Origin of the sequence: Pandoraea pnomenusa (assembly GCF_040391475.1) — a bacterium.
GTDB classification, from domain to species: domain Bacteria; phylum Pseudomonadota; class Gammaproteobacteria; order Burkholderiales; family Burkholderiaceae; genus Pandoraea; species Pandoraea pnomenusa_C.
Genome location: NZ_JBEBXS010000018.1, coordinates 26,911 through 48,878, shown reverse-complemented (window position 1 = coordinate 48,878; position 21,968 = coordinate 26,911). Strand labels below are relative to the sequence as shown.

Genomic DNA, 21,968 nt, shown 5'->3' with positions numbered 1-21,968 from the left:
CCTGCGTTGTCATGGTCGGGAACGCTCCCGAAACTGTGTCGATACCGTCACCCGCTAGCGGGAAGCGTCGTCGGTCATGCCGCCCCACTTCACGCGCGCGTCGTCGAGCAATAGACCCAGCGCGTCGGTCTCGTGCCTGAGCGCGTGCCGCGCTTCGTCGAGATGCGCACCCGTCATGCGCGAAGTGATCGACGCGATACTGATCGAAACGAATGCCGGGCCATCGCGGCGCGGCAGCGTCATGCCGATGGCGCTCACGTCCGCAATCACCGTCTGCAAATTGGTGGCGTAACCGTCCTGTCGTGTCTTCGCGACAAGCTCGCGCAACCGCTCGGGCGAGATGTCGCGATAGCGCGGCAAGTGCATGGCGTTCGCCGCGATGGCCGTTTCGACGTCATGGTCCGGCAGTGCGGCAAGCAGCGCCATCGCTCCGGCGCCCGCACCGAGCGCCCGGCGAGCGCCGATCTTCAGGCTGTGCGTGCGAATGGGGTAGCTGCCCTGCACGTGGTCGAAACACACGGCCTCGAAGCCGCTTCGTACCATCAGGAAGACCGAATCTCCGGTGGCGTCGGCCAGTCGCCGCAACGTCGGCTGGCATCGCTCCTTCAGGTCGAACGCTGGCGATGCACTCAGGCCGAGCAGATACGCCATGTGGCCGAGCGTGTAGCGTCGCGTCTGCGCGTCGAGTTGCAGCATGTTGCTGAACGCCAGTCCCTTGACGATCCGATGCGCCGTAATGCGCTCCAGCGCCAGGCCCTCGGCAATTTCATGCAGCCGCAACCCCTGTGGGCCGCGCATGGCAATGAGGCGCAGCACGGCGATGGCGCGCTGTATGCTCTGCGTCCCCTCGTTCGCGCGGCGCGGAGCAGACGCATGCGTCGCGTCGCCATTCGATGCACTGCCCGGTGGCGATGGCGGGGCGTCGACAAGGCCGTCGTCGAAGCCACTGGCGGATCGTGGAGGCAGGTTCATGGAAAACGGTCCGTAGTGCCGTATGGCGCCTGTGCTGCGCAGGCGCTTCGGCTTATCAATGATGGGAGTGCGAAGTATGCCGCAGGCATCGCCGCGTCATAAGATCAGACCCACGCGAATCCGGCTTTACCTCACCACTTCAACGTCCCCGATACACGGGTGGGCGCTTCTGTACGAATGCCTCCCGACCCTCCTTGCGATCTTCCGTGTCGCGCAGCAGTCCCCACATCTGACGCTCGTGTGCGAGACCTGCCTGCAACGACATTTCCAGGCCATCGCGCGCTGCGCGTTTGATGGCGCGTACCGCCAGCGGTGCTGCATCGGCAATCCGTCGGGCCATGCCGTTGGCAGTCTCGGCAAGCGCCTCCGGCGGCACCACATGACTCACCAACCCGATGCGTAGTGCAGTTTGAGCGTCGATCGAATCGCCGGTCAACAACATCCACATGGCGTTGGCGCTGCCGATCAGGCGAGGCAGCCGCTGCGTGCCGCCAGAACCCGGCATCGATCCAACCGTGACCTCAGGCAACCCGAAGCGCGCTGTGTCGGCGGCGATGCGAATGTCGCACGCCAGACCGATCTCCAGACCGCCACCGTAGGCGAGTCCATTGAAAGCGCAGATCACGGGCGTGTCGAAATCGAGGCCGACCGTCAGCGATCCCACTTCGGGCTCGGCGCCTGCCCCGCCAAACATCTGGGCGGCGAACGATGTAGCTGGCGGCGGCGTTCGCCGTAGGTCCGCGCCGCTGCTGAACGCGCGTTCCCCGGTGCCGGTGACGACCACGGCGCGAATCTCCGGCGTGCTGCCGATATGGCGCCACAGTTCCTGAAGGCGAGTGCGCATCGGATAGTCGATGGCATTGAGCGCCTCCGGACGGTTCAGGCGCACGGTGGCCACGCCTTCGTTCACGGAGAAATCGATGCTCATGGTGTCGAGGTCATTCGATGGGGGGACGACGTCCGGGCCGATGGCTCAAGGGTCGATGCGATGTTTGAATCCCGGGCGGCGAGCGTCTGCCGCCGCGCGCAACGCTTGCCGGATGGCGTTGCGGGTCTCGGCAGGGTCGATCACATCGTCGATCCAGCCTTGCGCCGCGGCCTCGAGCGCGCTCGATTGTTCGTCGAGTCGGGCCATGATCTCGGCCTTGCGTGCGGCGGGGTCCGGCGCTGCAGCGATTTCGCGTCCGTACACGAGTTCGACACCTGCTTCCGGTCCCATCACATCGAAGTGTGCGCCGGGCCACGCGGCCAGATAGTCGGGGCGCATGGCACGGCCGCACATCGCCAGATAGGCCAGCCCAATCGCCTTGCGCGCCACGATCGTGATCTTCGGCACCGACGCCGCACACACGGTATTGAGCAGGCGCGCAGCGAGCGACACCATCCGGTGCTTCTCGATGTCGGGCCCCACGAGAAAGCCGGGCGCGTCGCAGATGAAGACAAGCGGCACGTGGAACGCGTCGCAGATATCGACAAACTTGCGTGCCTTCTGCGCCGTCTTCTCATCCATCACGCCACCGCGCGCCATCGGATTCGAGGCGACGAAGCCGACCGGCTGCCCATCGATCCGCCCGAACGCGGTAATCAGGTTCGGCCCGAAGCGCGGCCGGTAATGAAACAGGTCGCCCGCGTCGACGAGCAGGCTGAGCACGCGCTTCATGTCGTATGCCTGACGGCCAATATCGGGGATCAAGGCGCGCAGCTTCTCGCGACCGTCTTCCGTGTCGACGGCAGCCGGTTTCGCTTCCGCCACCGGCGGCAGTTCGTCGCAATGACTCGGAAGGAAAGACAGAAACGTTCGCAGGCTGCGCAGCGTGTCCGCTTCGGTATCGCCGACATAGTCCGCCTGCCCGGTGACGGTCTCGCTGACGTCCGCACCGCCAATCGCGTCGGTCGTGACCGTTTCCCCCGTGCCGACCCTCACCACGAGCGGCCCCGACATGCCCATCACACCGGTGCCGCGCGCGAGGGCAGTGAAGTCGGATTGCGCGGCGGTGAACGAGGGGCCGCCAAAGGCCGGGCCGAGGATCGCGGCGAGTTGCGGAATCTGACCGGACATCCGGAAATGATCGGCGAAACGTGCGCCCATATTCGCGGCCATCGCGCCGAAGCTCTCCTGCACGCGCGCCGCGCCGGCTTCCATCAGCGCAATGAACGGTTTTCGATGGCGCAATGCAGCATCGCGCACGCGCGCGATCTTGATCTCGCCAACGCGCCCACGCGTGCCGCCCAGCACGGTCGCGTCGTCGGCGGCCACGTAGACGATGCGTCCGTCGATGGTGCCGTGCCCGGTCACGATGCCGTCGGCAGGGGTTCGCTCACGCAACGACGGGTGCGCACTGTGCGCATGAATGCCCATCTCGACGAAGCTTCCGTCGTCCAGCAACAACGCAATCCGCTCGCGTGCCGTGAGCTTCCCCTGGTCGCGAAGCTTTTCGATAGCTGTCGCCGACGTCGCGGTACGGATCGCTTCGCGGCGTGCGTGGAGTTCGTCGATCTTGCGTTTGTCCATGAGTTTCCTGGCGGTGCGATGTATCCGGAGCGTTCGGCTTTCCGGATTTCCATATATTGAAATAGATAACGATTATATGGTGCGCTGCGTGAGCGAGGATGTCGCGTCGGTATGATCGCTTATTGACATCGTGAACCATGTTTCCTAGCTTTTATAGCGGATATTTCAACAACGTGCCAGAAGAATTGGTACAAATCCGGGTGGGGTTTTCGATGCTTTTGTAATTCCAATATGTGAACATACATAATGAGGTCGAAATGAATCGAATCACGGGATGGCGCGCGATGGCGCGTGTGACGTCGGGGTTGCGGCTCGGGGCGATGACCGCGCTGACCGCTGGAGCGCTGGGTTTGCTCGGGGCGGCGGGTGTGTCCGCCGACGCGGCGGCGGCTGACAAGACGGGGCCGGCGGTGGACCGCAACACGCTGGTGATCGCGCTCGACAAGGAGATTCAGAGTCTCGACGCGCTGGTCACGGCGAGCGGCGATTCGCAGCGCTATGCGATGTCGATTTTCGATACGCTCTACGGCTTCGATGCCAAGGGCAACATCGTGCCGCGCATGGCCACGAGCTACACCATGTCGTCCGATGGGCTCGTCTACACCTTCAAGCTCCGGCCGAACATCAAGTTCCACAACGGCGATCCGTTCACTTCGGCGGATGTGAAGTACTCGATCGAGCGCGTGATCGATCCGGTGTCGAAGAGTACGCGTCGCCCCTATTTCGCGCCGGTCATCGATGGTGTCGACACGCCTGACCCGCTCACGGTTCGTGTTCGCCTGAAGCAGCCCGACGGCGTCTTCCTCAACAAGATCGCGGGCTTCCTGTTCATCGTGCCGCAGAAGTACACGTCGTCGCTGCCGAATGTGGAGGCGTTCGCTGCCGCGCCGATCGGCACGGGACCTTATCGCGTGAAAACCAACAAGGTCGGCCAATATCTCGAGCTCGAGCGCTTCGACGATTTTTATGGCGACAAGCCTGCCATCAAGACGCTCGTCTTCAAATACATCCCGGAGCCGTCGAGCCGGGTCAACGCGATTGTGTCGGGCGAGGTCGACATCGCGGCGATGATCCCGCTCGCCGAGGTGGCCCGTCTGCGTCAGGACGCCGCGCTCGACGTCATCACCAATCCGGTGTCGTCGCCGATGCACGTGCGCCTGTACTCGAATGTGCCGGACTCGCCGTTGTCCAAGCGTGACGTGCGCCTTGCGCTGAACTACGCCATCGACGCCAACGCCATCATCAAGGGCGTGTTCCACGGTGTCGGTGCGCCGATGGGTACGTTCATCTCGAAATACTTCCCCTATGGCGGCGATCCGAGCGTCGCACCGTATCCGTACGATCCCGTGAAGGCGCGCGCACTGCTCAAGCAGGCGGGGTATCCGAACGGTTTCTCGATCAAGCTCTACGACGCCGTGGGAACGCCGAAGGAGTTCGCGGAAGCGCTGGCGGCCTACTGGGGGCAGGTCGGCGTGAAGGTCGACATCAATCGCATCGACTATGCGGCGTGGAGTCGTCTGAACAACACGCACAAGACCGGCCCGATGACGACCACGCAATTCACGAACGCCATCTACGACCCGATCCATCCGGTCGCAGGGTCGTTCTCGAAAGACGGTGCCTGGTCCGATTACTCCAACCCCGAAGTCGAGGCGCTACTCAAGCAGCTCGATACGACGACGGGCGCAGAGGCGCGCGGTGCGCTGTTCCGCAAGATCGGCAAGATCCTCCATGACGACGCTTCGGCGGTGCTCGTGACGGAATTGTTCAACGTCTTCGCGAAGAAGAAGTCGCTGACGTGGGGGGTGCAGCAAGGCTCGGGCTTCCTCAACTTCCGCAAGGTCGCCTGGCACTAAGGGAATCGTCGCCGCGCGTCACGTGATGTGGCGTGCGGCGACGACGTCCCGTGGGTGGCGATCAGGTGTCGATGCTTACGGCGCCGTCACCTTCGCCGATCGGATCGCCCACGTTGAAGTGCACTTTCGTAACGCGTCCGGCGCGCGGTGCGATGACCGGAATTTCCATCTTCATCGACTCGACCATCAGCAGGGCCTGATCTTCCGACACGGTGTCGCCTTCGGCGACAAGTACCTGACAGACGGTGCCGGTGATTTCAGATTGGACGGTGTGGGTGGGCATCTCGGTTTCCTCCGGGTAATGGTGTGGGTTTAAGAATTGATGTGCAGTGGACAACTAGGAGTCGTCGACACATGGTTGCTTTCTTGGAGACTTCGGAACATCGGATCGCGCCCGGCGTGGCGGCGCAGTGGCAGGCGGAATATGACGTGATTGTCGTGGGCTACGGCGCGGCGGGTGCCGTGGCGGCCATCGAAAGTGCAGACGCCGGTGCGCGTGTGTTGTTGATCGAAAAAATGCCCGATCCGGGCGGCATTTCGATTCTGTCGGCCGGCGGTGTGCGCGTGTCCGACGATGCGCAGGCGGCGTTTCGCTACCTTCAGCGCACCTGCGGCGGACGCACGCCCGACGATGTGTTGGAGACCCTTGCCGTCGGTATGACGCAGGTGCCGGCGTATCTGCGCGAACTCGCGGAAGTCGACGGCGCTGTCGTGCGTGTGGAGCCGGCAACCGGCAACTACCCGTTCCCGGGATGCGATTCGCTCGCCTACGCGGACATCGAATCGATTCCCGGCTTCGGGGATCCTGCGGGGTATCTTGCGGCGAGGCCCTTCCGCCCGGGATGTCTGTTGTTCAAGTTGCTGCTGGACAACGTCGAGGCGCGCCGCGCGAAGGGACTGATCGACGTGTGGTTGTCGACGAGCGTCGAGCGGCTGGTGCAGGGCGCCACGCGCGAAGTGGTCGGCGTGCGGCTGCGCAGGCATGACGAATCGCTTCACGTGCGTGCGCGCAGTGGGGTGGTTCTCGCTTGCGGCGGCTTTGAGGCCGACGAGGAGATGAAGCGTCAGTTCTTCGTCTCGACCCCGGTGCTGCCGGGGAGCTTTCGCGGCAACACGGGTGACGGCATTCGCATGGCGCAAGCAGCGGGCGCTGCCCTCTGGCATATGTGGCACCACCACGGGCCGTACGGGATTCGCCATCCCGATCCGTCGTACCCGTTTGGCATTTACGCCAAGATTCTGCCGATGTGGACGCCCGAGCGCGCGTCGAAGCCGTTGCCGAAGATGGCGTGGATCGTCGTCGATCAACGCGGGCGTCGCTACGTCAACGAGTATCCGCCGTACATCTCGGACACCGGAGTGCGCCAGTTCGATCACTACGATCCGTCGGCCTATCGGCACGATCGCCTGCCGTCGTTCCTGATCTTCGATGAGGCCGGGCGCCGCATGTACCCGATGGGCCGCTCGATCACGAACGATCGCGATGCCTGGTACGAATGGAGTGCCGACAACCTGAAGGAAGTCGAGAACGGTTTGTTGCAAAAGGCCGACACGATCGAGGCGCTCGCGCAAAAGCTGGGCATCGATGCTCAAGGGCTGGTGCGCACGGTAGCGGAGTGGAATGCGGGGTGTGATGCCGGGCATGACGACGCCTTCGGACGTCGGCCGGAGACGATGACGCCGCTGCGCGAGGGGCCGTACTACGCGGCGTCGCTGTGGCCGGTTGTCATCAATACGCAGGGCGGTCCCGTGCATGATGCATCGCAGCGAGTGCTCGATCCGTTCGGTGAGCCGATTCCGGGGCTCTTCGCTGCGGGGGAGCTTGGCAGCGTATTCGGCCACATCTACATGGCGGGCGGCAACCTTGCCGAGTGCATCGTCGGCGGCCGTATTGCCGGGCGGAACGCCGCGCAAACCGGTGAAGTGGCGCAGAGCGTGGGCGCACGCCTTGCCTGACGCGCGAGGCGCGTCAGGCGACAAGGAGCGGGTGAGTGGCGCCGCGTTCTGCATGATGTTTCGGGGTCTGTCGCGTAAACGTTCAAATAGTGGAATAAATGATGCGCCAGTTTCAGCAGGTGATGCAAGTGGAATTGTCGTGATTAGCTAAGTAGTAATCCATATAAAGACTGGCTTTCGCTTGCGTTATAAAGATAACCGATGGTGTGTCGAATGAACTGAGAGTTATCCCTGATGAAATTTGTGCAAAGTTATTTGTTTCAAATATTGACCATATCGCAACGCGTGACTAGACTGGTTTGCATTACGACGACTGCCTGCATAGATCAGGCAGCGCCACAACCAGGAGACGCAAGCGCATGAGCAATCGCTTCCAGGGAAAGGTGGTCCTAGTGACGGGAGGCGCGCGTGGCATCGGCTACGCGACCGCCGAACGGTTCGCGCAGGAGGGTGCGCGTGTGGCGATCTGCGATATCTCGGCAGACGCTGCACAAACGGCCGCTGACGCATTACGTCGTGACGGCGGATTCGAGGCCGTAGGCTTCGGATGCGACGTGACCGACGAGGCGCAGGTCGAGACGCTGTTTGCGCAGGTGATCGCGCAACTCGGCGGACTCGACGTCCTCGTGAACAATGCAGGCGTCACCCGTGACAACCTGCTGTTCAAGATGTCGGTCGACGACTGGGATCGCGTCATGAACGTCCACTTGCGCGGCACTTTCCTGTGCACGCGCGCCGCGCAACGACATATGGTCGAGCAACGCAGCGGCAAGATCGTCAATCTCTCTTCCACATCGGCACTCGGCAATCGCGGGCAGGCGAACTACTCGTCGGCCAAGGCGGGTTTGCAAGCCTTCACGCGCACGGCCGCCATCGAACTCGGCCCCTTCAACATCAACGTCAACGCGGTGGCGCCGGGGTTCGTCGACACCGAAATGACGCGTCAGACCGCAGAGCGTCGCGGCATCGATCCCGAGGAATACAAACGGCAGCGTGCCAAGAGCATTCCGCTCGGCCGCGTCGGTGTGCCGCGGGACATCGCCAATGTCGTGGCATTCCTCTGCAGTGAAGACGCGTCGTTCGTTTCGGGGCAAATCATCTATGTCAAAGGCGGCCCGGAGACACTGCGGTAAGTCTTCGTCCGGCGTCTTTCTTCGGAGAATTCAATGCACACACGGGCATTGCAAGCGTGGCCGCGCAAGATGGCGTGGCTCGGATCGGGCATCGCATTGTGCGCGGCGCTCCTGTCGCCGACGGCGTCGATGGCCATCGGTGGCAAACCGGCGGTCGATCGCGATACCGTTGTCTTCGCCGTGGGCAAGGACATCAACAACCTCGACGGCCAGGTGGCCGCGACGGGCGACTCGCAGCGCTACGGCTGGCAGCTGTTCGACACGCTTTACGCGTTCGACATCGACGGCAACCTCAAGCCGAGCGTGGCCACCGGCGTGAAGATCGCCCCTGACGGCCTGCAGTACACCTTCACGCTGCGCAACGACGTCAAGTTTCACAACGGCGCGAAGCTTACGGCCAAGGACGTGAAGTACTCGCTGGAGCGGATCGTCGCGCCGGAGACAAAGAGCACCCGGCGGCCTTACTTCGCCAATCTGGTCGATCACGTCGATGCGCCGAACGACACGACTGTCGTGTTTCATCTGAAGCGTCAGGACGGCGCATTCCTCAACAAGATCGCCGGCTACCTCCTGCTGGTGCCCAAGGCCTATACCGAATCGCTGGCGTCGCCCGAGGCGTTCGCGCGGGCGCCGGTGGGTTCGGGCCCGTACAAGTTCGTCGAGCAGAAGATCGGGCAGTCGGTCACGCTCGATCGATTCGATGGGTACTGGGGCCCGAAGCCGGGCATCAAGCGTCTCGTCTTCAAGGTGATTCCCGAGGCGAGCAGCCGTATCAACGCGCTGCTCAACGGTGAAGTCGACGTCATCGACTACGTGCCGAGCGTGGACGTGGCGCGCCTGAAGTCGAACGCCGGTCTCACCGTGAAGTCGGTGCCCGTGGGCAGCCCGCTGGCCGTGCGGTTGTACTCGAACGTGCCCGGCACGCCGCTCTCGAAGCGAGAAGTGCGTCTGGCGCTGAACTATGCGCTCGATACCAAGGCGATCATCAATCAGGCACTGCATGGCGTGGGTGCGCAAATGTCGTCGTATGTGTCGTCGAGCTATCCCTATGGTGTCGATCGCACGATCAAGCCTTATCCGTACGATCCGGCGCAGGCCAAGAAGCTGCTGGCGCAGGGCGGTTATCCGAACGGCTTCACGACCGATCTGCTGTGTCCGACGGACAACCCGAAGGAGCTGTGCGAAGTGATCGCGGCGTACTGGTCGGCGGTGGGCGTGAAGACCAACGTCAAGGTCATCGACTACGCCGCATGGAGTCGCCTGAACAACACGCACAAGGGCGGTCCGATGACGATGATGCAGTTCTCCAACGCCATCTACGATCCGGTGCACCCGATCAGCGGTGCGGCGACGAAAGACGGTACGTGGTCCGATTACTACAACCCGGAAGTCGAAAAGCTGGTCGCAGAGGGCGACGCCGCCACCTCGCGCGAGCAACGCGACGAGATCTTCAAGAAGATCGGCCGGCTGCTGCATGACGACGGCCACGCCGTGCTGATTACCGAGCTTTATTACACCTTTGCGCAGGACGTGAAGCTGAACTGGGAGCCGCAGCACGGCAGCGGGTACTACAACCTGCGCAGCCTCAGCTGGAAGTGATCCGGCCCCCGAGCGAACGCGAACGGATGAATCAGACCATGAATCGAGACGACGATAGCGTACTGGCCCCGACAGCGACGCCGGCCCTGGCAGACGTTGGGGCGCCTTCGGGCGACGCGATCGACTGGACCCGCGAGACCTTCGCGAGTGCGCTGACGTGGATCGCGAACGCTCACGGCGATCGCGAGGCCGTCGTGCACGGCGAGACGCGCCTGACGTTCTCGCAGTTGGCGCAACGCATTCATGCGTTCGCTCGCGGCTTGATGTCGCTGGGCGTGGGGCCCGGCGAGAACGTGGCGCTGTGGATGTCCGACGGCACCGAATGGCTCATTGCCCGATGGGCCGTGCCGCTCATCGGCGCGGTGCTGGTGCCGGTGAACACCCGGTTCCGCGACAGCGATGTTGCCTACGTGCTGGGGCAATCCGAGGCGACCACGCTGATCGTGCAGGAGCGTGGCGGATCGGCCGAGCGTGGCGTGCGTTACTTCGACATCCTCGCGCAACTCGATCCCGAGTGGACGATGCAGCGCCGGGGCGCATGGCAATGTGAGCGCATGCCGGCGCTTCGCCGTGTCATCGGGTTGTCTTCCACGGATCGCACCCTGCCGTCCGGCATGGAGTGTTTCAACGCCATCGAAGCCCGTGGTCGTCGCTGCATGGACGACGGCGCATTGGCGCGACGCTTCGCGCAGGTCGCCCCGGACGACGTCGCGCAGATCCTGTACACGTCGGGCACGACGTCGTTCCCGAAGGGGGCGATGGTGCGCCACGGTGCGCTGCTCGCGAACAACCATTATGCGGCGCAGTGCCTGCGCCTCACAGCGCAGGACCGCTACCTCTCGTGCGTACCGCTCTTCACGGCGACGGGTACGTTCTACACGCTGGCGATGGCGCTGTCCGGCGCCGCCATGGTCATCGCCGATCAGTTCTCGCCCAGGCTCTTCTGTGAACTGGTGGAGCGCGAACACATCACGGTCAGCTTCTTCGTCGACACCATCGTTCAGGATCTCAAGGCGTTTGCCGACATCGGACAGTACGACCTGTCGAGCCTGCGCACCGGCACGGGCGCACCGCTCCCCACGGCGTCGTTCGAGTGGGTGAGCAGCACGCTCGACGTGCCGGAGCTGGTGAGTGCCTACGGCATGTCGGAGACTTCGAACGCGGTGGTGCGCACCCGCTGGGACGACCCGTACGAGAAGCGTTCCCGCACGAACGGGCGCCCGGTGCGAGGCGTGCAAGTGCGCATTACCGATATCGAGACCGGTCAGGCGCTGCCGGCCGGATCGATCGGCCAGATTTGCATTTCGGGCTACGTGGTCATGAAGGGCTATTACCGCATGCCCGAAGAAGATCGCAAAGCCATCGACGCGCAGGGCTGGCTGCTTACCGGCGATCTCGGCGAGCTCGACACCGAGGGTTACCTCACGTACCGCGGGCGCGTGAAGGAGATGATCAAGCCGGGCGGCTTCAATGTCGCGACGCAGGAGATCGAGGTCTTCCTGAAGACGTATCCGGGCGTGCGTCAGGCGGTCGTCGTCGGTGTGCCCGACCCACGCCTCGGCGAAGTGGGTTACGCGTACATCGAGTGCCAGGACGGGGCAGACATCTCGCCCTTCGCGCTGCAGCAGTACTGCCGCGAGCATATCGCGAGCTACAAGGTGCCCCGCTACGTCGAGTTCATCGACGCCTGGCCGCTGACCGGCAGCCAGAAGATTCGCAAGCTGGAGCTGCGCGATCGTGCCACACGCAATCTGATGGACAACGACGCCGCACAGGACGGGGAGACGCCCGCATGATTCGCTATCTCACGCGTCGAGTGGCGCAGTCGCTGATCACGGTGCTGCTCGTCACGCTGGTGATCTTCCTGATCGTACGGCTGATCGGCGATCCGACGCACCTGATGCTGCCCCCGGAAGCGACCGAAGCCGACCGCGCGCTGCTCCGTCACCAGATGGGCCTGGATCGCCCGGTGGCCGTGCAATACGTGAGCTACCTCTGGCATCTGCTGCAGGGCCAGCTCGGCATGTCGTATCGCTTCTCGCGGCCTGCGCTCGACGTGGTACTCGGCGCGCTGGGGCCCACGCTGCTGCTCACGACGTCGGCGCTCGGGCTGGGCATTCTGGTGGGCGTTCCGCTTGGTGCCATCGCGGCGGTGCGTCGCGGCGGTGCGGTGGATCAGTGCGCCAAGCTCTTCGCGGTGCTGGGGCAGGCGGCGCCGCCGTTCCTGTTCAGTCTGCTCTTCATCCGCCTCTTCTCGATCCAGTTGTCGTGGTTTCCGACCAACGGCTACGGCACGTTCTCGCATCTCGTGATGCCTGCCGTGGCGCTCGGTTGGTACTCGGCGGCCGGGATCATGCGGCTCACGCGCTCGAGCATGTCCGAAGTGCTCGATACGGAATACATCAAGTTCGCGCGCATCAAGGGCGTGCCGGAGCGCACGATCGTGTTCCGCCACGCCTTACGCAACGCGCTGCTGCCGATGATTACCTTCACGGCATTGCAGTTCGGCATTCTGATGGGCGGCGCTGTCTCGGTCGAGTTCATCTTCTCGTGGCCGGGCATCGGTCGCCTGATTCTCGATTCGATCTCGAATCTCGACTACACGGTCGTGCAGGCCGCAGTCACCGTGGGCGCGCTGATCTTCACCTTGCTCAACCTGGCCGTGGACGTGCTCTACGCCTACGTCGATCCGAGGATTCGCTATGCATGACGCTACTCCCCTCGATTTGCGACAGCGTCCGGCCGAAGCCAGTGTGCCGGTGCCGGAAGTTCGTGCGCGTCGCCGCCTCTGGCGCGACGTCCAGCTATGGGTCTGCATGGCCCTCGCGCTGGCGCTTGTCGTCGTGGCCCTCGCACCGCAGTGGCTCGCACCGTACGATCCGAATGCGATTTCGTTGAGCGACATCCTCAAACCGCCTTCGGCGGCGCACTGGTTCGGCACCGACCAACTCGGGCGCGACCTGCTGTCGCGTGTGATCTGGGGGTCGCAGATTTCGCTGTACGTCGCCTTTTGTGCGGTACTCATGGCGGGCGTGTTCGGCAGCCTGTTCGGCATTGCGGCGGGCTATCTCGGCGGATGGGTCGACGCGGTGGCGATGCGCATTGCCGACATCCAGCTGGCACTGCCGGCGGTGATTCTCGCGCTGGTGCTCGTGGGCGCCATCGGCTTCAGCGTGTTCAATCTGGTCATCGTATTGAGCCTGGCCAACTGGGCGCGCTTCGCCCGGGTCACGCGCTCGGAAGCGCTGTCGCTGCGCTCACGCGATTTCGTCTTGCTCGCGAAGCTCGCCGGTGCGTCGCGCGTGCGTGTCATGTTCGCGCACATCGTGCCGAACGTGATCAACACGTTCATCGTGCTCGCCACGCTCGACATCGGCACCATCATCATCCTGGAAGCCACGCTGTCGTTCCTGGGGCTCGGCGTGCAACCGCCGACGCCGTCGTGGGGCGCGATGATCGCCGACGGTCGGGGCTATCTCGAAACCGCATGGTGGATCTGCGGGATTCCGGGCATGGTCCTGATGGTCACCGTGCTGCTCGCCAATCAGCTCGGCGACGCATTGCGCGATCGCCTCAGTCCCACCATGTCGAGGGGGTGGTAATGACGACAGCCTTCCAACCCCTGCTCGAGGCACGCAACCTCACGACCATGCTGCGCGGCAAGCACGGCGTGGTCACGGCGGTCGACAACGTCAGCTTGCGCGTCGACGCCGGACGCTCGCTGGCGCTGGTCGGCGAGTCCGGCTCGGGCAAGAGCATGACGTGCAACACGCTGCTCGGCCTGCTGCCGTCGAATGGCCGCGTCGTGCAGGGCGAAGTGCATTACAAGGGCCGCGATCTGACGAAGCTCTCGGCGGCGGAGATGGCGAAGATCCGGGGTCGCGAGATCGGCATGATCCTGCAGGACGCCATGACGTCTCTCAATCCGCTGCTGACGATCGGCGATCAGGTCGCGGAGATCTTCCGCGTACACCAGGGCATTCGCGACAAGGCCGAATTGCGCCGATTGAGCGTCGATGTACTGGAGCGCGTGAAGATTCCGGCCGCGCTGGAACGTCTCGACAGCTACCCGTTCCAGTTCAGCGGCGGCATGCGTCAACGCGTGTCCATCGCCATCAATGTCGCACTCTCCCCGGAATTGCTGATCTGCGACGAGCCGACCACGGCGCTCGACGTCACCGTGCAGTTGCAGATTCTCAAGCTGCTCCGGGAGCTTCAACAGCAGCGCAACATGGCGCTGATCTTCGTGACGCACGATTTGCATCTCGCGTCACAGTTCTGCGACGACGTGGCCATCATGTACGGTGGACGCATCGTCGAGTCTGGCCCGATCGCCGACGTGTTTGCGCGTCCGGCGCATCCGTACACCGCAGGCCTGCTTCGCGCCGTGCCGTCGCTGGGGCGTTACGAGAAGCGGCTCGAAGCGATTCCGGGGCAACAGCCCGGGCTGACCGAATGGCCGCAGGGGTGCCGGTTTGCGCCGCGCTGCGCGCTCGCCACGCGGCAGTGTCGCGATCAGTATCCCGACTGGTTCGAGTGGCAGGACGGTGCACGCCGCAGTGCGTGCTGGCAGACCGTACAGATGTGGTCGGCCTCCGAAAAGGGCGCGGCGCAGGGCGTTGGCCGTCACGCAGCAACGGGCGGAACCGACGGCATCGGCGGCATCGGTGATGAGGCGCTGCGCGGTGCGCCGCACGTGCGCAAGGAGGTGGCGTGATGTCGCAACCGTATCTTTCCGTGCGAGACCTCAGAAAGACCTACGACGTGCGTCGTGGTCTGCTGGGACGTGCGCGCCCGCTCAATGCCGTTGCAGGGGTGACGTTCGATGTCGAGCCGGGAGCGACCTTCGGGCTGGTGGGCGAATCCGGTTCCGGCAAGAGCACCATCGCCAAGATGCTGATGCTGGCCGAGCCGGCCACGAGCGGCGAGGTGAAGGTCGACGGGCAGGACATTCAGCAATTGAATGGCGCGGCACGCGAGCACTTCCACCGTGTTCTGCAACCGGTGCTGCAAGACCCGTACAGCGCACTCAATCCCCGCATGCGCATCGGCCGGATCATCGACGAACCGCTGCGTATTCATCGCACGCTCGACGACGCAGGCCGTGCCCGTCGCGTGGACGAGTTGCTGCAACTCGTCGGCTTGCCGGGTGGCGCACGGCGGAAATTCCCGCACGAACTCTCCGGCGGCCAACGTCAGCGTGTGGCCATCGCCCGCGCGTTGAGCCTGAGCCCGCGCTGCATGATTCTCGACGAGCCCGTGTCGGCACTCGACGTATCGATTCAGGCCCAGATCCTGAATCTGCTCAAGGACCTGCAGGGCACGCTCGATCTCACGTATCTGCTGATCTCGCACGACCTCGCCGTCGTGGCCTACATGAGTCAGCGCATCGGCGTGCTGTACCTCGGCGAGTTCATGGAAGTGGCGGATACGGCGACGTTGATGCGCGGCGCGCGACATCCGTACACGCAGGCGTTGATCGCTTCGGTCGACGCACGCGGCGGCAGCGGCTCGCAGGCGGTCGCCGGCGAGATTCCGTCGCCCATGAATCCGCCCGCCGGATGCCCGTTTCATCCGCGTTGTCCGCATGCGGCAGCGCGTTGTCGTGAAGAAAAGCCAGTCGCGCGGGAGATCGCGCCGCGCCACTGGGTGACGTGTCATTTCGCGGAAACGATTCCCGTAGCGACAGCGAACACCGCTGCGCGCGCCATCGGCCCGAAGGCGATAGAAACCGCCAACATCTCCGCTCCGGAGGCTCAGGCGGTCCCCTTTCAGGAGGCAACATGAATTTTGCGGAAACCCCTTCGTTGTCCAGGCAGGGCAACCCCGATGTGCTCGCGGCGCTCGAAGACGTCGTGCAAAGCCGCTTTCCGGCTCGTGAGCGCGAATATCACGACGCGGCCGCCATGCCGTTCGAGAACCTGCAGGATCTGTTCGAGCTTGGTCTGCTGACGGCGACCGTGCGCAAGGAACACGGCGGCCTCGGCAGCAATGTGATGTCGGCCGATCCGGCGACGTTCCTGCAAGGGATGCGTCGCGTGGCGCGCGTGTCTCCGGGCACCGCCCACTGCATGCAGGTGCAGAACCACGTGGCATGGGCGATCGACGAGCTGGGTACCGACGCGCAGCGCGAACGTTTCGTGAAGCCGATGACGCAGAAGATGAGCGTGTCGTCGTTCGTGGGCAGCGAAGCAGGCCGCAAGCACATGTACGTGCTCAAGACGACCGCGAAGAAGGTCGACGGCGGCTACATCGTCAACGGCAACAAGAATTACGCGACCAATGGCTACGAGAACGGCGTTGCCATCGTGTTCGCGACCATCGAAGGCGAAACGGAATACTTCAAGTCGCACCTGATGGTCATCGTCGAGCCGGGTATGGAAGGGCTTACCGTCAATCATGACTGGTATCGCCCGACGGGTATGCGCGTGTGCCCCAGCCCGGAGATCTATCTGAACGACGTCTTCATCGACGAACTGCATGTGCTGGGCGAGCCGGGCGTGTATCCGCGCGGGCGCTGGCAGGGACGCTTCCACCTCGGCTTCACGGCGAACTATCTCGGCATGATCGAGGGCGCCTATGAGTGGGTGCGCAAGAGTCTCGTCGAACGTGGCCGCGGCAAGGACCCGTTCGTGCAACTGCGCATGGGTGAAGCCAAGACGCAATTGCACGGCGCACAGGTGGTGTTCGAGAACGCGATCGATGCGTGGCGCGCGGGCGATGTCCAGCGCGCCGAGCTGATCTCGATGCAGGCCAAGTCTATCTGCGCGCATGCGGCGCTCGAGATGTCGCACACGTTGATCATGCTGGCCGGTTCGACGGCGCTGTTCGACGAGTTTCCGCTGGCGCGCCTGATCCGGGATCTGAACACGCACATCCTGCACGTTGGCCACGACAAGACGGCGCAGATCGTGGGTGCGGCCGAACTGGGCGAATCGTTCGACTCGACGCTTCAGCGTTAAGTCGGGACGCCGCCTTCGTCAATCAAGACTTCGAGAGTTTCCATGGATTTTCAGCTCACCGGATCGCAGCGCGAACTGATCGACGCGACCGAGAAATTGTGCCGTCAGTTGCTGCCGCTGGCGAAGGAGGCCCATGAGGCCGAAACGCAGGGCGACTTCGCGCCGTTGCAACGCCTGCGCCGGCAAATGGCCGAAGCCGGATTGCTCGCGCTGAACATGCCGCAGGAGTACGGCGGCATGGGGTTGCCTTTGCTGGAGACGCTGCTGCTGATCCAGACCATCCAGCGTGTCGATTCGACGCTGGGCGGCCTGGCGCATCGCACGTCGACGGGGGCCATCGGCGCCGTGCTCGAACTGGGGACCGAGGCGCAGAAGTCGCGTTTCGTCGGCGGCGTCGCGCGCGGTGAGATCGGCGTGTCCATCGGCATCACGGAACCGGACGCCGGGTCGGCGGCCACCGCGATGAAGACCCGCGCCCGGATCGAGGGCGACGACGTCATCATCAACGGCCAGAAGATCTTCATCAGTGCGGCCAAGGGGCATCACTACACGATGCTGTACTGCCGTTTCGGCAACACCGGGCGGGCGAGCGACATCGGCGCGATCATGGTGCCGCACGACGCGCCGGGCTTCTCGTGCAGCAGTGGCACGGTGAACATGGCCGGCGAGCGTCAGTACGAGCTTTACTTCGACGATTGCCGGGTGCCGAAGGCGAACATCCTCGCGGAGAGCCGGGCGTTCGCCAAGCTCATCAGCGTGTACAACGTCGAGCGTCTGGGCAGCATCTCGCGCATGCTGGGCTCGGCGCAGGCGTCGTTCGATTTCGCACTGCAGTACGTGCAGGAGCGCCAGCAGTTCGGCCGCGAGCTGGCCGACTTTCAGGGGTTGCAGTGGATGCTGGCCGACATGAAGGTGAAGCTCGAAGCGGCGCAGTTGCTGACCTATCGCGCCGCGTGCAACACGGCCAGCGGCTTGCCGTCGCCGCTGGAGACATCGGTGGCCAAGGTCTACGTTGCGCAGGCCGCCAAGGAGATTTGCGACGACGCGATTCAACTGCTCGGCGGTTACGGCTACATGACGGAATACCCGGTGGAAGGCCGCTACCGCGAAGTGCGCGGCGGTTCGATCTACGGCGGTACGCTGCAGATTCACAAGAACATGATCGCGGGCCATCTGCTCGGGCGGAAGAACAGTCAGTGGGCGGCGAAGTCCGGGGAGTCGGGAGAATGAAAGCTTCCGCGCTTGCCGATCGGGACCCGGTCATCGTCGATGTCGTGCGAACGCCCGTCGGACGACGGGGCGGGGCGCTGCGTCAGTGGCACGCCGCCGCGCTGCTGTCGCAGGTGCTGGGTGCGGTACTCGCGCGCACCGGCGTGCCTGCCGACGCGGTCGACGATGTGGTGGCCGGATGCGCCACGCAGGTGGGCGAGCAGGCCGGCAACATCGCACGCACTGCGCTGCTCATGGCCGACTTTCCGTTCACCGTGCCGGGCACGACCGTGCAGCGTGCCTGCGGCTCCTCGCAGCAGGCGATTCACTTCGCCGACAACCTGATCCGCAGCGGCACCTGCGACGTGGTGATCGCCGGTGGCGTCGAGTTGATGTCCACCACGCAGGGCGGTAACGACGACACCAAATACGGGCGTCGGTATCCGGAGTCGTTGGTCGAGCGCTTCTCCATGCCGTCGATGGGCATCGCCGCCGAGCGCATCGCCGCGCACTGGAAGCTGGACCGCTCCTATCTCGACGAGCTGGCGTTGCGCAGCCATGCATTGAGTGCTGCCGCGCACGACGCCGGTCGCTTCGCACGGCAACTGCTGCCGGTCGTTGGGGCCGACGGCGAGATGCTGACGCGCGACGAAGGCGTGCGTCGTGACACGTCGCTCGAGAAGCTGGGCTCGCTCAAGGCCTCGTTTCGCGAAGACGGCCGTGTGACGGCGGGAAATGCGAGTCAGGTGTCGGACGGCGCCGCTGCCGTGCTGATGATGACGGCGGCAAAAGCCCGCGAATACGGACTGCGCCCGCGTGCCGTGTTGCGCGCGCAACTGGTGGTGGGCGTCGATCCGGCCATGATGCTGACCGGCCCGATTCCGGCGACACAGCAGATTCTCGCGCGTAGCGGACTGGCGCTCGAAGACATCGACCTGTTCGAGATCAACGAGGCGTTCGCTTCGGTGCTGGGCGCATGGCTCGCGGAGATCCGGCCCGAGCTGTCGCGCGTGAACGTGAACGGCGGATCGATCGCCGTGGGGCATCCGCTCGGTTCGACCGGTGCCCGCCTGATGGCCGGGCTTGTCGACGAGCTGGAATTACGCGACGCGCGCTACGGCTTGCAGTCGATGTGCTGCGGCGGCGGACTCGGCACGGCGACCATCGTGGAGCGTGTCGAATGACCACCGGTGTCGGGCGGCCATGGCGCCATAGCGCGACGAACGAGGAGCGTGACGATGACTGAAATCGACCGTTCATTGATTGGCACGAGCGCGCCACCGTTTCTGGTGGAGGTCGAGCGCGGCGCGATCCGCAAGTTCGCCGACGCCATCGGCGACGACAATTTGCTCTATCGCGACGAAGCCTTTGCCCGTCGTCACGGATACGAGAGCATTGTCGCGCCGCCAACGTTTCCCACCTGCTTTCGCGCGCCGCAGGATCCGCCGTGGATGGCAACGCTCGACAGGCGTCGCGTTGTGGCGGGCGAGATGGGGTTTCACTATCACCGGCCGATCGTCGCGGGCATGCGCTTCGAATGCCGGTTGCAACTGGTCGGCATCGACGACAAGGACGGCGCACGCGGTGCGATGTCGTTGCTGCGTCAGGTGATGTCCGGCTATCTGGTGGAGCAAGACGGCGTGGCGCACGAATGTGTGTTCGCGGTGCGGCGCACCACGGTCTATCGATCGGCGCAACAAGTGGCGTCGAGGAGTCTGGCATGAACGGGGCACATCTTCTGCACGCGCGCGTCGGCGACACCTTCGCGCTCTCGCTGCCTGCGGTGACGACCACGCAACTCGTGCGTTACGCGGGAGCGTCGGACGACTACAACCGCATTCACTACGACCAGAGCTACGCGCAAGACGCAGGACTCGGCGGCGTCATTGCGCACGGCATGCTCACGATGGGATTCATGGGGCGTGCGGTCTCCGACTGGGCCGGCCCTGCGGCGGCCATCGTCGATATCGAAGCGCGCTTCAACGCACCGGTGCGCCCGGGCGATGTCGTGATGGTGGTGGGCACGGTCGCCGATTGCTCGCCGGGCAGCGATGGCCGGCGGCGCCTGCGTTGCGACATCGTGGCGCGCGTTGGGGAAAAAACCGTCGCGAGCGGCGCTGCCGTGGTCGCCGCACCCCGCGCGCACTGAATACGGTACTCAGTCATCGCCGGGCCGCATGACGGTCATCGACGTGCGATGCAACGAAGCGAAATTGTCATGGCGTTTCTTGAGGAGGCTCCCGTGAACACGACATTCGATGCCAGTCATTTTCGTCACGCGCTGGGACGCTTTGCGACCGGGGTGACGATTGTCACGACCACCATGCCTGACGGCACACCGGTCGGTCTGACGGCCAATTCGTTCAATTCGGTGTCACTCTCTCCGCCACTGGTGCTGTGGAGCATCAACAAGCGCTCGCGCAGCCTGGAGGTGTTCGAGTCATCGGGGAAGTTCGCGATCAACGTGCTGTGCGCCGATCAGATGCCGCTGGCTTCGCGCTTTGCTTCGCCGGTGCCGGATCGTTTCGACGGCGTGGAGTGGCGCAGCGGAAGAGGGGGGATGCCGCTCTTCGACGGCTGCGTCGCCTGGTTCGAATGCGACCTGGCGTTCAAATACGAAGGCGGCGATCACTACATTTTTGTCGGTGAAGTGATGGATCTCCATCATTGCGACCGCGTGCCGTTGCTGTACGCCGGTGGGGCCTACGGCGTACCGACGCCCCACCCGGATCTCGCGCTGGGGTGATGCCCCCGGCGGGGTGTCACTCCCAGTGCAGCGATTCGGCTTCCAGCCGCTTCTCGAGCGCGCGAACTTCCTTTTGCAGCAGCTTGGCCATTTCGATGCGACGCGCCCCCGAGAGGCGCGACTCGATGGCGGCGATACTGATCGCCGCGTAAGGGGTGCCCTGGCGCGGACGGATCGACAGGCCAATGGCCGAGACGCCCGGTAGCACGTCTTCCTCGTTGATGGCGTAACCGGCTTCGGTCGACACGGCGATGGCGTTGTCGAGCCGCGCCTGCGTGAAATTCCCGAACGTCGTGAGACGGCCTGCGTTGGTCGCCATGACGCGCGCACGTTCGTCCGGCGGCAGCGAAATGAGCAATGCGAGGCTACCGGCACCGACGCCGAGCGGACGGCGTCCACCGATCTCCAGCGTGCGCGTCTGAATCGGATACCCCCCTTCGAGCAGATCGATGCATACCGCGTCGAGTCCGCTGCGCACCATCAGGAAAACGGAGTCGCCCGACTTGTCCGCCAGCGTCTGCAGCGTGGGCTGGCATAGCTCGCGCAGGCTGAAATGCGGCGAGGCCGCGAGGCCGAGTTCATACACGACATGGCCGAGATGATAGTGCCGGGTTTCGCGGTTCTGCATCAGCATGCCCTGCGCCACGAGACCTTTGACGATGCGGTGCGCGGTGGGGCGTTCGAGCGACAGTGCGTCGGCGATGTCGGAGAGGCGCAGGCCTTTCAGGCCGTGCGCGGCGACTTCGCGCAGCACGGTCACCGCGCGGTGGATGCTCTGCGTGCCGAGTGGCGGGGAATTTCCTGCGCTGGCGACGGATTTTTCGGGGGAATTGGCTGGGCTCGCGATAGCTTTCGGTTTGCGAGCCTTGGGCGCAGTGTCTACGCTTTTTGTGGGCACGGTGGAAAGGGGAGCAGGAGAGTGAGCGCTATTGGGGCCGAAACAATGGTCTGACGGGCAGCGGCGTGACCGACGCCGAGTCCGAATATCGAGATCGTACTATATCCACCCGTCCCCGGACCGAC

General features: G+C 64.2%; 20 protein-coding genes. 15 read left to right on the top strand and 5 right to left on the bottom strand.

What is annotated here, in order from left to right:
* Positions 1–54 precede the first annotated feature (54 nt).
* The 3 genes from ABWO90_RS18210 to ABWO90_RS18200 all read right to left on the bottom strand — a co-directional run bounded on the left by ABWO90_RS18210 (position 55) and on the right by ABWO90_RS18200 (position 3,484).
* Positions 55–972, bottom strand: a complete 918-nt coding sequence (locus ABWO90_RS18210) for an IclR family transcriptional regulator (RefSeq protein ID WP_353192642.1) — start codon at positions 970–972, stop codon at positions 55–57.
* A 139-nt stretch (positions 973–1,111) separates the two neighbouring features.
* On the bottom strand, positions 1,112–1,900 hold the full coding sequence (locus ABWO90_RS18205; RefSeq protein WP_353192641.1) for an enoyl-CoA hydratase/isomerase family protein: 789 nt from the start codon (positions 1,898–1,900) through the stop codon (positions 1,112–1,114).
* 45 nt (positions 1,901–1,945) lie between these two features.
* Positions 1,946–3,484, bottom strand: a complete 1,539-nt coding sequence (locus tag ABWO90_RS18200; RefSeq protein WP_353192640.1) for an acyl-CoA carboxylase subunit beta — start codon at positions 3,482–3,484, stop codon at positions 1,946–1,948.
* A 257-nt stretch (positions 3,485–3,741) separates the two neighbouring features.
* On the opposite strand from ABWO90_RS18200, the gene ABWO90_RS18195 reads away from it, so the two are divergent.
* Positions 3,742–5,340, top strand: a complete 1,599-nt coding sequence (locus ABWO90_RS18195) for an ABC transporter substrate-binding protein (protein WP_353192639.1) — start codon at positions 3,742–3,744, stop codon at positions 5,338–5,340.
* Between the two features lie 61 nt (positions 5,341–5,401).
* Here the strand turns inward: ABWO90_RS18195 and ABWO90_RS18190 are convergent, their stop codons facing one another.
* Complete coding sequence (locus ABWO90_RS18190; protein ID WP_353192638.1) at positions 5,402–5,623, bottom strand: acyl-CoA carboxylase biotin carboxyl carrier protein subunit; 222 nt, start codon at positions 5,621–5,623, stop codon at positions 5,402–5,404.
* Between the two features lie 71 nt (positions 5,624–5,694).
* Between ABWO90_RS18190 and ABWO90_RS18185 the strand changes: the two genes are divergently transcribed.
* From ABWO90_RS18185 to ABWO90_RS18120, 14 genes are all read left to right on the top strand, one after another.
* Entirely contained in the window at positions 5,695–7,296 is a 1,602-nt protein-coding gene (locus ABWO90_RS18185) for an FAD-dependent oxidoreductase (RefSeq protein WP_353192637.1), read from the top strand.
* A 359-nt stretch (positions 7,297–7,655) separates the two neighbouring features.
* Complete coding sequence (locus tag ABWO90_RS18180) at positions 7,656–8,429, top strand: SDR family NAD(P)-dependent oxidoreductase (protein ID WP_353192636.1); 774 nt, start codon at positions 7,656–7,658, stop codon at positions 8,427–8,429.
* Positions 8,430–8,462: 33 nt separating this feature from the next.
* Complete coding sequence (locus ABWO90_RS18175; protein WP_353192635.1) at positions 8,463–10,028, top strand: ABC transporter substrate-binding protein; 1,566 nt, start codon at positions 8,463–8,465, stop codon at positions 10,026–10,028.
* Positions 10,029–10,066: 38 nt separating this feature from the next.
* Positions 10,067–11,824: an AMP-binding protein gene (locus tag ABWO90_RS18170; RefSeq protein ID WP_353192634.1), complete on the top strand. Its 1,758-nt coding sequence runs from the start codon at positions 10,067–10,069 to the stop codon at positions 11,822–11,824.
* A complete protein-coding gene (locus ABWO90_RS18165; protein ID WP_353192633.1) occupies positions 11,821–12,738 on the top strand; it encodes an ABC transporter permease in 918 nt (305 codons plus the stop codon). Before ABWO90_RS18170 ends, ABWO90_RS18165 begins: the two co-directional genes overlap by 4 nt.
* Positions 12,731–13,630, top strand: a complete 900-nt coding sequence (locus ABWO90_RS18160; protein ID WP_353192632.1) for an ABC transporter permease — start codon at positions 12,731–12,733, stop codon at positions 13,628–13,630. Before ABWO90_RS18165 ends, ABWO90_RS18160 begins: the two co-directional genes overlap by 8 nt.
* Complete coding sequence (locus ABWO90_RS18155; protein WP_353192631.1) at positions 13,630–14,745, top strand: ABC transporter ATP-binding protein; 1,116 nt, start codon at positions 13,630–13,632, stop codon at positions 14,743–14,745. Before ABWO90_RS18160 ends, ABWO90_RS18155 begins: the two co-directional genes overlap by 1 nt.
* A complete protein-coding gene (locus ABWO90_RS18150) occupies positions 14,745–15,815 on the top strand; it encodes an ABC transporter ATP-binding protein (RefSeq protein WP_353192630.1) in 1,071 nt (356 codons plus the stop codon). The genes ABWO90_RS18155 and ABWO90_RS18150 overlap by 1 nt, the downstream gene beginning before the upstream one ends.
* Positions 15,812–16,990, top strand: a complete 1,179-nt coding sequence (locus ABWO90_RS18145; RefSeq protein WP_353192629.1) for an acyl-CoA dehydrogenase family protein — start codon at positions 15,812–15,814, stop codon at positions 16,988–16,990. The genes ABWO90_RS18150 and ABWO90_RS18145 overlap by 4 nt, the downstream gene beginning before the upstream one ends.
* A gap of 42 nt (positions 16,991–17,032) precedes the next feature.
* Positions 17,033–18,220, top strand: coding sequence for an acyl-CoA dehydrogenase family protein (locus ABWO90_RS18140; RefSeq protein ID WP_353192628.1), 1,188 nt, complete (start codon positions 17,033–17,035; stop codon positions 18,218–18,220).
* Positions 18,217–19,383, top strand: a complete 1,167-nt coding sequence (locus tag ABWO90_RS18135; protein ID WP_353192627.1) for a thiolase family protein — start codon at positions 18,217–18,219, stop codon at positions 19,381–19,383. The genes ABWO90_RS18140 and ABWO90_RS18135 overlap by 4 nt, the downstream gene beginning before the upstream one ends.
* A gap of 54 nt (positions 19,384–19,437) precedes the next feature.
* Positions 19,438–19,923, top strand: coding sequence for an FAS1-like dehydratase domain-containing protein (locus ABWO90_RS18130; protein ID WP_353192626.1), 486 nt, complete (start codon positions 19,438–19,440; stop codon positions 19,921–19,923).
* Positions 19,920–20,348 carry a MaoC/PaaZ C-terminal domain-containing protein gene (locus tag ABWO90_RS18125; RefSeq protein ID WP_353192625.1) on the top strand — a complete coding sequence of 143 codons (429 nt, stop codon included), beginning with the start codon at positions 19,920–19,922 and terminating at the stop codon, positions 20,346–20,348. Before ABWO90_RS18130 ends, ABWO90_RS18125 begins: the two co-directional genes overlap by 4 nt.
* A gap of 93 nt (positions 20,349–20,441) precedes the next feature.
* Positions 20,442–20,945, top strand: coding sequence for a flavin reductase family protein (locus tag ABWO90_RS18120; protein WP_353192624.1), 504 nt, complete (start codon positions 20,442–20,444; stop codon positions 20,943–20,945).
* Between the two features lie 16 nt (positions 20,946–20,961).
* On the opposite strand, the gene ABWO90_RS18115 is transcribed toward ABWO90_RS18120, so the two are convergent.
* Positions 20,962–21,843 (bottom strand): IclR family transcriptional regulator, encoded by an 882-nt coding sequence (locus ABWO90_RS18115; protein ID WP_353192623.1) that lies wholly within the window; start codon positions 21,841–21,843, stop codon positions 20,962–20,964.
* Between the last annotated feature and the right edge of the window lie 125 nt (positions 21,844–21,968).

Excerpts from the sequence above, each read along its gene's own strand:
- ABWO90_RS18210 (WP_353192642.1), bottom strand. The coding sequence starts at position 972 with ATGAACCTGCCTCCACGATCCGCCAGTGGCTTCGACGACGGCCTTGTC.
- ABWO90_RS18205 (WP_353192641.1), bottom strand. The coding sequence starts at position 1,900 with ATGAGCATCGATTTCTCCGTGAACGAAGGCGTGGCCACCGTGCGCCTG.
- ABWO90_RS18200 (WP_353192640.1), bottom strand. The coding sequence starts at position 3,484 with ATGGACAAACGCAAGATCGACGAACTCCACGCACGCCGCGAAGCGATC.
- ABWO90_RS18195 (WP_353192639.1), top strand. The coding sequence starts at position 3,742 with ATGAATCGAATCACGGGATGGCGCGCGATGGCGCGTGTGACGTCGGGG.
- ABWO90_RS18190 (WP_353192638.1), bottom strand. The coding sequence starts at position 5,623 with ATGCCCACCCACACCGTCCAATCTGAAATCACCGGCACCGTCTGTCAG.
- ABWO90_RS18185 (WP_353192637.1), top strand. The coding sequence starts at position 5,695 with ATGGTTGCTTTCTTGGAGACTTCGGAACATCGGATCGCGCCCGGCGTG.
- ABWO90_RS18180 (WP_353192636.1), top strand. The coding sequence starts at position 7,656 with ATGAGCAATCGCTTCCAGGGAAAGGTGGTCCTAGTGACGGGAGGCGCG.
- ABWO90_RS18175 (WP_353192635.1), top strand. The coding sequence starts at position 8,463 with ATGCACACACGGGCATTGCAAGCGTGGCCGCGCAAGATGGCGTGGCTC.
- ABWO90_RS18170 (WP_353192634.1), top strand. The coding sequence starts at position 10,067 with ATGAATCGAGACGACGATAGCGTACTGGCCCCGACAGCGACGCCGGCC.
- ABWO90_RS18165 (WP_353192633.1), top strand. The coding sequence starts at position 11,821 with ATGATTCGCTATCTCACGCGTCGAGTGGCGCAGTCGCTGATCACGGTG.
- ABWO90_RS18160 (WP_353192632.1), top strand. The coding sequence starts at position 12,731 with ATGCATGACGCTACTCCCCTCGATTTGCGACAGCGTCCGGCCGAAGCC.
- ABWO90_RS18155 (WP_353192631.1), top strand. The coding sequence starts at position 13,630 with ATGACGACAGCCTTCCAACCCCTGCTCGAGGCACGCAACCTCACGACC.
- ABWO90_RS18150 (WP_353192630.1), top strand. The coding sequence starts at position 14,745 with ATGTCGCAACCGTATCTTTCCGTGCGAGACCTCAGAAAGACCTACGAC.
- ABWO90_RS18145 (WP_353192629.1), top strand. The coding sequence starts at position 15,812 with ATGAATTTTGCGGAAACCCCTTCGTTGTCCAGGCAGGGCAACCCCGAT.
- ABWO90_RS18140 (WP_353192628.1), top strand. The coding sequence starts at position 17,033 with ATGGATTTTCAGCTCACCGGATCGCAGCGCGAACTGATCGACGCGACC.
- ABWO90_RS18135 (WP_353192627.1), top strand. The coding sequence starts at position 18,217 with ATGAAAGCTTCCGCGCTTGCCGATCGGGACCCGGTCATCGTCGATGTC.
- ABWO90_RS18130 (WP_353192626.1), top strand. The coding sequence starts at position 19,438 with ATGACTGAAATCGACCGTTCATTGATTGGCACGAGCGCGCCACCGTTT.
- ABWO90_RS18125 (WP_353192625.1), top strand. The coding sequence starts at position 19,920 with ATGAACGGGGCACATCTTCTGCACGCGCGCGTCGGCGACACCTTCGCG.